This is a genomic window from Streptomyces cavernicola (genome assembly GCF_029968035.1).
GTDB classification, from domain to species: Bacteria; Actinomycetota; Actinomycetes; order Streptomycetales; family Streptomycetaceae; genus Streptomyces; species Streptomyces cavernicola.
On the sequence record NZ_JASCIQ010000014.1, the window covers coordinates 161906 to 172147 of the forward strand.

At 70.8% G+C, this 10242-nt stretch carries 10 protein-coding genes; 4 read left to right on the top strand and 6 right to left on the bottom strand.

The annotated features are described in order from the left end of the window. Positions 1-22: 22 nt before the first annotated feature. Genes QIS96_RS15690 through QIS96_RS15700 form a run of 3 tightly spaced genes read right to left on the bottom strand, consistent with a single transcriptional unit; the run spans position 23 to position 4037 of the window. On the bottom strand, positions 23-1462 hold the full coding sequence (locus tag QIS96_RS15690) for a YlbE family protein (protein ID WP_282543195.1): 1440 nt from the start codon (positions 1460-1462) through the stop codon (positions 23-25). Beyond that, complete coding sequence (gene fdrA / locus QIS96_RS15695; protein WP_282543196.1) at positions 1459-3003, bottom strand: acyl-CoA synthetase FdrA; 1545 nt, start codon at positions 3001-3003, stop codon at positions 1459-1461. The genes QIS96_RS15690 and fdrA overlap by 4 nt, the downstream gene beginning before the upstream one ends. Next, the gene (locus QIS96_RS15700; RefSeq protein WP_282543197.1) at positions 3000-4037 is read right to left on the bottom strand and encodes an oxamate carbamoyltransferase subunit AllH family protein; all 1038 of its coding nucleotides are present in this window, start codon (positions 4035-4037) and stop codon (positions 3000-3002) included. The genes fdrA and QIS96_RS15700 overlap by 4 nt, the downstream gene beginning before the upstream one ends. A 112-nt stretch (positions 4038-4149) precedes the next feature. Between QIS96_RS15700 and QIS96_RS15705 the strand changes: the two genes are divergently transcribed. Then, complete coding sequence (locus QIS96_RS15705; protein WP_282543198.1) at positions 4150-5079, top strand: carbamate kinase; 930 nt, start codon at positions 4150-4152, stop codon at positions 5077-5079. A gap of 123 nt (positions 5080-5202) precedes the next feature. On the opposite strand, the gene QIS96_RS15710 is transcribed toward QIS96_RS15705, so the two are convergent. From QIS96_RS15710 to QIS96_RS15720, 3 genes are all read right to left on the bottom strand, one after another. Next, positions 5203-5853, bottom strand: a complete 651-nt coding sequence (locus QIS96_RS15710; protein WP_282543199.1) for a GntR family transcriptional regulator — start codon at positions 5851-5853, stop codon at positions 5203-5205. Positions 5854-6048: 195 nt separating this feature from the next. Beyond that, entirely contained in the window at positions 6049-6987 is a 939-nt protein-coding gene (cynR, locus tag QIS96_RS15715) for a transcriptional regulator CynR (protein ID WP_282543200.1), read from the bottom strand. Between the two features lie 69 nt (positions 6988-7056). Continuing rightward, on the bottom strand, positions 7057-7533 hold the full coding sequence (locus QIS96_RS15720; RefSeq protein WP_282543201.1) for a macro domain-containing protein: 477 nt from the start codon (positions 7531-7533) through the stop codon (positions 7057-7059). Between the two features lie 181 nt (positions 7534-7714). Here QIS96_RS15720 and QIS96_RS15725 point away from each other — a divergent pair, with 181 nt between their 5' ends. From QIS96_RS15725 to QIS96_RS15735, 3 genes are all read left to right on the top strand, one after another. Further along, complete coding sequence (locus tag QIS96_RS15725) at positions 7715-8335, top strand: carbonic anhydrase (RefSeq protein WP_282543202.1); 621 nt, start codon at positions 7715-7717, stop codon at positions 8333-8335. A gap of 46 nt (positions 8336-8381) precedes the next feature. Beyond that, entirely contained in the window at positions 8382-8852 is a 471-nt protein-coding gene (cynS, locus tag QIS96_RS15730; protein WP_282543203.1) for a cyanase, read from the top strand. Between the two features lie 739 nt (positions 8853-9591). Then, positions 9592-10167, top strand: a complete 576-nt coding sequence (locus QIS96_RS15735; protein ID WP_282543212.1) for an ankyrin repeat domain-containing protein — start codon at positions 9592-9594, stop codon at positions 10165-10167. Positions 10168-10242: the final 75 nt, after the last annotated feature.

A 10242-nucleotide genomic window follows, 5' to 3' on the forward strand; every position in this document is an offset into this window, starting at 1 on the left:
CCGAAGTGGGCTGGCGCGCGGGTCAGTTGAAGGAGGCTGCGAGGGCCTTGGCGGCCTTCTCGAAGGCCTCTACGGGCGGGTTGGTGATACCGGCGCCGATCATGCCGATGCCCGCTTCCTTGTGGGCGATGGCGGTGTTGATGACCGGCATGATCCCGGTGGACAGGACCTTGCGGACGTCGATCCCGGTGGGGATGCCCTGGAAGTCGAGCACCGGGATGGTGACGTTGGGGTTCTGCGCCGTGGTGATCTCGCCCATCTCGCGCGTGAAGCCGATGGCCTCCTGCACGGTGCCGCCGACCAGGGCGACGATGGCAGGCGCGGTCGACATGGCGAAGCCGCCGAAGCCGTAGGTCTCGGTGATGGCGCTGTCGCCGATGTCGAGGCCGGAGTCCTCCGGCTTGTAACCGGCGAACATCGGGCCGATGACCTGCTGGGCGGGTCCGGTGAACCACTGGTTGCCGGCGAGGCCGCTGACGCGGATGCCGAACTCGACGCCGTTGCGGGCCATCGTGGTGACGACGGTGGAGCCGGGGATGCCGTGGGCGGCGTCCAGGGCGGCCTTGGCGAGCGCCATCCAGGTCGGGCCCGAGAAGTAGTCCGAGGAGGCGATGAAGTCGAAGACTTCCTTCTTCTGCTCGGTGGTGAAGCTGGTCTGCAGCAGCGACGGGGCAAGCGCCTGCTGAAGCAGCACGGTGCCCGCGATGTTGCGGTTGTGGCACTCGTCGCCCATGTGGAGGGCCTGCGAGAGCAGCAGCCGCAGGTCGATCGGGCCGCCGATCTCCATGGCCTCCTTGAGCATGGGGCCGAGGACGTCGCGCATCCACACGAGCCGCTCGATGACGGACTCGTCGTTGGCCCCCATGCGGAGGATCTTCGCCATCTGCTCGGAGAGGTTGGTGTACGCGGTGTTGCCGTACGTCTCGTTGTGCACGACGTGCATGTACATGGAGGCGGACGTGACGCCCGCCATGGAGCCGACGCAGTCGTGTTCGTGACAGGGCGAGAAGGTGATCGCGCCGGACGCGGCGAGCTCGGCCGCCTCGTCGAGGTCGGCGGCGAGGCCCTCGAAGACCAGCGCGCCGGTGACGGCGCCCTTCATCGCACCGGCCATGCGGTCCCAGGTGATGGGCGGGCCCGAGTGGAGGATGGTGGTCGGCGTCATGCCGGGCACGACGTCGATGGCGCGCCCGAAGCCGGTCAGCATCGGCTGGGAGTTGGCGATGCGCTGCACGGCCTCGGCGTTGGCCGCCTCGATCCGCGCGGCGACCTCGGGTACCTCCAGGGCGTCGAGCGCGGCGAGGATCTCGGGCTTGCCGCCGCCCGGGGGCGTCCAGTCGAGCGTGGTGACCTTGGCGCCCTGCTTGGCGATGTCCTGCTCGAACATGGCGAGGCCGACGTTGACGACGTCGAGGTCGCCGGCGAAGAGGTCGTTGATCGGGGTGGTCAGGGGGTTGCTCATGCGTTCGAGGCCTTCCGGGCGATGGCGCGGGCGAACTGGCCCGTTTCGGTGCTGCTGCGGGTGACGGTGACTCCGGCCGCCTTCAGAGCGGCGATCTGCTCGTCGAGGGCCGGGGTGTCGAGGTCGGTGCCGAGGACGTATCCGACGATCTCCAGGTGGCGGCCGGCGTCGGCGGCGATCTGCTTGGCCTGCTCGATCGCGGGCAGCGTGACGCCGGCGGGGTCCTCGTGGGCGCCGAAGCCGAGGACGAAGTCCATGACGATCACGGCGACCTCGGGGTCCTTGGCCTCCTCCACGAGACGGGCGAGGCGCAGGGACGGGTCGATCATCGGGTGCGGACGGCCGTTGGTGAAGTCGTCGTCGCCGAAGTCGAGGAAGGTGTGGGCGGCGCTGGCGCTGTCGGCGGTGAGGCGGCGCTCGGGGTCCTTCTGGATGTTGCTCCACACCTCGTCGCCGAGGTCGAACATGGCGTACATCGACTCGTCGCAGAGGGTGCCGCCGCAGAACAGGCCGCGGACGTACCGCTGTTCCGGCTTGAGGAGAGCGGCCACCTCGTCGACGCGGGTGGTGTCGAGGGGCTCGACCTCTGCCTTCGGGTCCACGCCGAGACGGACGGCCTGCAGTGCGGCGTCCTGGCTGCCGGCGGCGAAGTGTCCGCCGGCGGCGACGACGGCCTCTTCGGAGCCGCCCACGAAGTAGACGACGACGGGCTTGCCGGCGGTGGCGATCTCGGCGAGCACCTTCTGCTCGACGGCGGGGGCCGGCGGCTTGGAGACGAGCACGATGACGCTGGTGGACGGGTCGGCGGCGAGCGCGCGGATGCCGTCGATCATCATGATGCCGCCGACCTCCTCGCTGAGGTCGCGGCCGCCGGTGCCGATGAGCTGCGAGACGCCCGCGCCGAGGGCGTGGATGCGGACGCTGACTTCCTGCGAGCCGGTGCCGGAGGCGGCGACGATGCCGACCGAGCCGGGGCGGACGGCGTTGGCGAAGCAGAGGCCGACGTTGTTGATGATCGCGGTGCCGCAGTCGGGGCCCATCATCAACAGGCCCTTGTCGTGGGCGAGTTCCTTGAGGGAGATCTCTTCCTCGACGGAGACGTTGTCGCTGAACATCAGGACGTGCAGGCCGTTCTCCAGGGCCTTGCGGGCCTCGCGGCCGGCGTAGGCGCCGTTGACGGCGATGACGGCGAGGTTGGCCGCGGGGTTGTCCTGCGCGGCGGCGGCGATGGTGCGGTGGGTGACCGTCGTGTCGCCGGCGGCGGGCGCCTTGCGGGTGAGGAGTTCCTCGACAGCGGCGAGCACCGCGTCGACGTCGGCACCCTCACGGGCCTCCACGACGACCATGAGATCGCCGTTGCCGGCGGCCTCGAGTTCGGGTGTGAGCAGGCCGAGGTTGCCCAGCACCCCCTTGTTCATCTCCGTGCCCATGGCCACGAAGGCCTGCTCCACGTCGTCGAGGCCGTTGGCCTTCGTCGAGATGGCCATCAGGGACACGGAGTCGAAGTAGGTGTTCTTCTTGACGACTGCTGTGCTGCTCACAGCGAACCTCGCAGTTCTTTCTCCAGGTGGAGCCCGGTCACCAGACCGGACAGGGTGTCGGCGCCCGAGGTATGGCCATGGGCCAACGCGCGGCGGACCGGGCTTCGGATGGTGTCGACGGCCTGCGCCTCGCTCTGGCCGCGGGTGGCGGCGAGCGAGTGCAGTACGTCGACGAACGGGGCGCGGACGCGCCCCGCGAGGGCCTCACGCAGGGTGGTGGTGCTCAACAGCGTGGTGCGGCCCGGGTGTTCGGTGAGGACCTGACCGAGGGTCTGGGCGAACAGGTCGAGCCTGCTGCCGTCGATCGCGGACAGCACGGCGATGCCGACGAGGAAGTCGTCGCCGGCCGGGGTGAGGCCGGGGCCAAGGCCCAGGAGGGCGAGGACCGCTTCGCGCAGGGCCAGTGCCCCGTCGTGCGAGGCGGGAACGCTCAAGGCGGGCCCGCCGTCGTGCTCGTGCAGCGGCTCGGCGGGAGCGGTGCGGCCGTCGGCGTGGGGAGTGTCCCCGCACGACGAGCGGACCGCCCGTACGAGCCGTCGGCGGCCGTGGTCGAGTGCGGCGCAGACGGCCGTCTCCATCGGTGCGGCGGTCGGCGATGCGCCGAGCATGCCGCCCAACTCTCCGTGCGCGTACGTCACTTGCCTGAGGGCGTGAGCCGCGGTGTCGAGTTCGGCCGACGTCAGCTGGTCAAGGCTCGGCAAAATGGGATTCCATTCTTCGGATTCCCGTATGCAGATCCGGATGCCACCGTCGGCTCCGGGCAGCGTGACGCCGCTCGGAGCGAAGTCGACCGGCTCCCCCGGGCGCACCCCGCTGTCGCCCCAGTGCGGGACGTCCACGACGAGGGTCCGGGGTGCGTCCGCACGCCCGCGTGCGGCGAGCGCCATGAGTTCGCCGTCCGGCAGCAGCAGGTTGAGGACGCCGCGGAACACGCTCTCCACGCGCCCGCGCCCGCGCAGCGCGCGCAGTCGCGCGAGCAGCACCGCGTCGCCCGACTGCGAGCGCAGCACCACGGATGCGCGCACCGGCCCCATCGCCACTCTCCTTCCGAACGGACCACCGGGTCGCTGTCCACCCTTCGGTCACCTCACAAGAAATTGGTATACCATTTCGCAGCCAGAAGCGAACCAGTCAAGGAGGACATACATGCGCATCGTCGTGGCCCTAGGTGGCAACGCACTGGCCCGGCGGGGCGAACCGATGACCGCGGACCACCTGCGGGCCAACGTCAAGGCGTCCTGCGAGGCGCTCGCCGACCTGGCCGGGAAGCACGAGGTGGTCATCACCCACGGCAACGGCCCGCAGGTCGGCCTGCTCGCGCTGCAGAACCTGGCCTACCAGGACGTGGCCGCGTATCCGCTCGACATCCTGGGCGCGGAGACGCAGGGCATGATCGGGTACGTCATCCAGCAGGAGCTCAGCAACGCGCTCGGCGGCGCCCGTGAGGTCGCGGCGGTGCTCACCACGACCGAGGTCGACGAGTCCGACCCCGCGTTCAGCCTGCCGACCAAGCTCATCGGCCCGATGTACTCGGCACACGACGCGGCCGACGCCGCGGCCGAGTACCGGTGGACCATCGCCCGGGACGGCGCCGGTTTCCGCCGGGTCGTGCCCTCGCCGCACCCGGTGCGGATCATGCAGGCCCCGCTCGTACGCACTCTGCTGGAGAACGACCGGCTCGTGGTGTGCGTCGGCGGTGGCGGTGTCCCCGTCAAGACCGACAGCAAGGGCCGGCAGACCGGGCTCCAGGCGGTCGTCGACAAGGACGCCGCGAGCGCGGCCCTGGCGGCCGAGCTGGAGGCGGACATGCTGGTGATGCTGACGGACGGCGACTACGTCAGCGAGAACTGGGGCACGCCCGAGCAGCGCGATATCCTGACCGCGTCCCCGGAGGCGATCTCCGAACTCGCCTTCGCCGAGGGCTCGATGAAGCCCAAGGTCGACGCGGCGATCCGGGTCGCGCAGGCGGGCGGCCGCGCTCTCATCGGCCCCCTGGACCGCCTCGACGACCTGCTCGAGCGCCGGGTCGGCACGGAGATCCGCCCCGACGTGCCGGAAGGCATCGTCTTCGTCTGAGCAGCGCGCACGCTGGCGCCTCGTACGTCCGTGGCGCGGGTGGCCGGGCCGCGCATACGACTGGGCCGCCACCGGTCATTCTCCGGTGGCGGCCCAGTCGTCTTCCCGCAGGGCGGGGCGCGCTCACTCCTTCGCGGCCCGCATATGTGCGGCCGCCGCGCTGCGGCCCGTCTCCAGGTGCTTCAGCACCAGCTCCTCGACGCGCGGCACGTCCCGGGACGCGATCGCGTCGTACAGCTCCTCGTGCTCCTGTGCCACGGCGAGCAGGTCGTCGTGTCTGCTGAGCAGCCAGCGCATCCGGCTGCGCAGGGTCCGCTCCAACTCGCTGAGCAGCTCGTTCGCCGCCAGCCAGGTCACCGTCTCGTGGAAGTCCGCCGCGGCCCGGCGCGCTCGTACGGCGTCGCCCTCGCGCGCGGCCGCCAACTCGGCGTCGAGGTCGGCGCGGAGCCGTTCGAGGCCGGCGCGAGTGCTGCGCTGCGCCGCGAGCCGGAACGTGAGCGTCTCGAGCGCGCACCGCACTTCGTCCAGATCCGAGATGTCGGTGGGGCTGAATTCCCGTACGACCGCCCACGTTCGCGGGCGAGGGGTGACGAGCCCCTCGTTCACGAGCGCCTTGAGGGCGTCACGGACGGGCAGCCGACTCACACCGAGCTCGGCCGCGAGCTCACGCTCGACAAGCTTGCTGCCGGGGCAGCGCACGCCGTCGAGGATCTCGTCCCGAAGCTGACGCGTGACCCGATCCGATTCGGGCTCGAAGCCTTCACTACCTGCCATGCCGCACATTCTCTCATCAGGGAGAAGCCAGTTTTGTATACCACGGAAATCCTGTGCGGAGTCCGGCCCCGATCGGACCCCGGTCCGGCCTCATTCCGGCCTCAATCGGGCCTCATTCAGCCCTCAACCCGGCGGGATCCTGCGGAAGTTCGGCCGTGCCGGTGCCGCGGCGGCAGAAGTGGGCGATCGAACCGGTCATGCGGGCGCATATCCCCGTTCCTGCACCAGGCGGTGTGCAAGCTTCGTGAAGGCTCGCGCCGCCGCGCTCTGGTAGGCGCTGTCCCGGCGCAGCAGCGTCACTCCGCGGGTGGGCAGCGGCGGGTCCAGGGCGATCGGAGTCAGGTGCGGATGGTCGTCGGTGATCGCGTCGGGCAGGACCGTGGCGAGGGTGGGGGTGCGCTGGACGATCTCGGTGATCGCCTGGATGGAGTTCGCCTCGACGGCGATGGGCGGGCTGATCCGGTGCGCCGCGAAGTAGGCGTCGACATGTCCACGGGTGACGAAGTCATTGCTGAGCAGGGCGAGTTGCTGCTCGGCGAGGTCGGCCACCGACAGCGGGCCGTCCGCAGCAGCGTGTGCACCCTCCTCTCCTTTCCGGCCGCCCGGCCGCCCATGTGCCGTGACGACCAGGCTCAGGGTCTCCGTGAACAGCGGGTCCGCGGTCACGCCGGCGAGGTGCGGGCCCTCGAAGGCGATGCCGAGGTCGATCTCGTCGGCGGACAGGCTCGCCTCGATACGGTCCTGCGTCATCTCCCGTACCTCCAGGCTGATCCCCGGGTGCCGGGCGTGCAGCTCCTGCACCAGGGGGCCGGTGAGGTACGCGGTGAAGGTCGGCGTCATCGCAAGGCGCAGATGCCCACGGGCGAGGTCGGCGACGTCGAGCACGGCGCGGTCGGCCGCGGCCAGGTCGCGCAGCGCGCGCCGCGCGTAGTGCACGTACGCCTCGCCCGCGTCCGTGAGCCGCACGCTGCGGCCGCTGCGATCGAGCAGTTGCGCGCCGACCACCCGCTCCAGTTGCTTGATCTGCTGGGACAACGTGGGTTGGGAGATCCGCAGTTCCTCGGCGGCGCGGGTGAAGTTGCCTTGCTCGGCGACCGCGATGAGGTAGCGGAGATGACGCAGCTCAGGACCCATGACCCGAACTATAGGAGCGGTCGGCCGACACGGTCCGCGCGTCCGGCCCCGCGCCGACCGGCCGTGCGCTCAGCCGTGGTCGTACACCGTCACCGATATCCCCCGCGCCACCAGACGCTCCATGATCAGCGGTTCGATGCGCGACCACTTCCCGCCCGCGAGCCCGCAGCCGATCCGCGGCATGTGGACCGAGGCCCCGAGCTCCAGGGCCTTGTCGCCGAGGCGGCCGAGCGCGGCGTCGATCGCCTCGTACCGCACGGGTGCTCCCTTGCTTCCCGTTCGTATGCCGCGCTGCCCGATCATGTTCGCCACCCACACATACGGCTCGACCTGGATGAACTGGACGGCGCCCAGGCCGAATTCACTGCCCGCGCGCTCGCGGTGCCAGCGTCTGTAGGCCGCCTCCGGCTCCGGCCAGCGGCGGGACACGGCGAGGACGAAGCCCTTGCCCCAGCCGCCCAGGTCGTTGCAGACATGCGCGATCAGCTTGACGCCCTTGCCCTGGGGCGCGGTGGCGTCCCCCCGTACGTATGTGATCCCCGTCATGCGCTCAACCGTAGAGCGCGGCACTGACAACGGCGTTCAGCATAGGAAATGGCAGGTCACACAAACTATAGATCGCATCAATAGCAGTGATGGATATCGAGTCTTGGACACTATAGGTACCGGTCGTGCAAGGTGAATGCGTCGGCCCGGAAGGGCGGACCGCCACTGATCGGAGTGACCCATGCATCACCTCTCGAACGGCATCGAGCACTTCCGCCGCGATGTCTTCCCGGCCAAGGAGGAGCTCTTCGCCCGCCTGGCCACACAGCATCGGCCGCAGACGCTGTTCGTCGGCTGTTCCGATGCCCGGGTGACACCCGAGCTCATCACGCAGAGCGAGCCCGGTGAGCTGTTCGTCGTCCGGACCGCCGGCAATCTCGTACCGGCCCACGGAGCCGGTGCGGACGGCGTCGCCGCGAGCATCGAGTACGCGGTCGCGGTGCTCGGCGTGCGGGACATCGTCGTCTGCGGTCACTCGGCCTGCGGTGCGATGACGGCCCTCGCCGAGGGCCACGACCTCAGCACCGCGCCCGTCGTGGCCGACTGGCTGCGGCACGCCGACGCGGCACGGGCCCGGATACCCGCCTCGACGGCGCCCTCGGAGTCCCACGTCGCCACTCTCGTACGGGCGAACGTGGCGGCTCAGCTGCAGAACCTGCGTACCCATCCGGCAGTCGCCCGCGCTCTCGCCGAGGGGCAACTGACCCTCCACGGCTGGGTGTTCGACATCGCCTCCGGGTCCGTGGAGAGCGTCGACGAAGGCTCCGCCGCCTCCGAAGGGGCCACGGTCGGCGCCGCCTGACCCTCCCCCAACCCCCTTGCATCACCCTCTCCGAAAGGAACTCCCCATGATCCACGCCCAGTTCTCCCCCGAGGCCCGCGAGGCCGTGACCGTCGCCGCCGTCGCCGCCAAGACGCGCAAGGACCTGTCGTGGCAGCAGATCGCCGACGCGGCCGAGCTGTCCCCCGCGTTCGTCACGGCCGCCGTCCTCGGCCAGCACGCGCTCCCCGAGGCGTCCGCCATCGCCATCGGCGCGCTGCTCGACCTCGACGAGGAGGCCGTGCAGCTGCTGCAGACCATCCCGACCCGCGGCTCGATCCCGGGCGGCATCCCGACCGACCCGACGATCTACCGCTTCTACGAGATGCTCCAGGTCTACGGCACGACCCTGAAGGCCCTGGTCCACGAGCAGTTCGGCGACGGCATCATCAGCGCGATCAACTTCAAGCTCGACGTGAAGAAGGTCGCCGACCCCGAGGGCGGCGAGCGCGCCGTCATCACCCTGGACGGCAAGTACCTGCCGACCAAGCCTTTCTGAGTCCCGCTCAGCAAGGGCACCTGTACGGGGAGCGGCGGCCCGGCCTCCTCCGGCCACCGCGCCGTCCGCGGCCGCCGCTCCCTCCTCGCCCTTCCTCTTCGACAGGCCCCGGCTCTGACACGGGTCACCACCCGGCCTCGGTGCCTGCTGTACGCGGGCTTCTCCGCCGCCACCCGGGGCACGGCCGGGGCGGCGGCCACCGCGCCGCATCAGCACCGCGGACCGGGGCCTGAACCTCACAGAGCCCGAAACCGGACTGACGCCCCGGCCCCGACGCGACGCCTGGCCCGCGCGAACTCCGCGCATCAACCGATCGGCTGACCCCCGGGTCGTCCCAACGCCCGGCCATCTCCAGCCGGTTCAGCGACGGCCCGGCTGCGCATCGGTACGAGCATGGACAGCACGGACCCGCGTACCCCGCCGATCGGCCCCGCGTACGCGCCGCACGGACCCGCACGCGCGCGTACCCCACCAGGCCCCGGCCGCTGAAGACCGACCCCACCGAAAGAGGAACGCCATGGCCTCCGCCCGACGCACCACCCTCCTGTTCGCCGCGCTCGCCGGCGCCGCAGTGCTCGCGACCGCCTGCAGCGCGCAGTCCGGTACGGAGGCGGCCGAGCGGCCCGAGAAGTCGTCCAGCTCCGCCGAGAAGCCCGCATCGCCGAAGTCCGAGTCCGGCTCCGCCAAGCCCGCCGACGGGAAGAAGAAGGGCAAGAAGGACCCCGGCGCGAGCCGCGACCTGCTCGCCGCCGCGCGCTCCGGGGACGCCGACGACGTACGCGATGCCATCGACCGCGGCGCGGACCTGGAGACCCGCGACGACAGCCGGCGCACGCCGCTGCTGCTCGCCGCCACCGGCGACCACGTCGAGGCCGCCGAGATCCTCGTCGAGGCAGGCGCCGACCCGGACGCGCTCGACCAGCAGCACGACACCCCGTGGCTGGTCACCGGCGTGACGGGCAGCGCCGAGATGGCCCGGGTCCTGGCGAAGGCCGAGCCGGACTACGGGATCGTCAACCGGTACGGCGGCACGTCCCTGATCCCCGCCGGCGAGCACGGCCACGTCGACTACATCCGCGAGGTCACCACCAACCCGGACATCGACGTCGACGTGAACCACATCAACAACCTCGGCTGGACCGCCCTGTTGGAGGCCGTGATCCTCGGCGACGGCGGCGAGGACCACCAGGAGTCCGTCAAGCTCCTCCTGGAAGGCGGCGCCGACCGCGACATCAAGGACAACAACGGCCAGACCGCCCTGGACCACGCCGAGCAGAAGGGCCAGGACGAGATCGCACGCCTGCTGCGCGGCTGACCGGCCGGACAGCGATGCACAGCACAAAGCGGTGGCCCCCCCCGCCGGGGAGGGCCGGGGGGCCCCCCCCCCGGG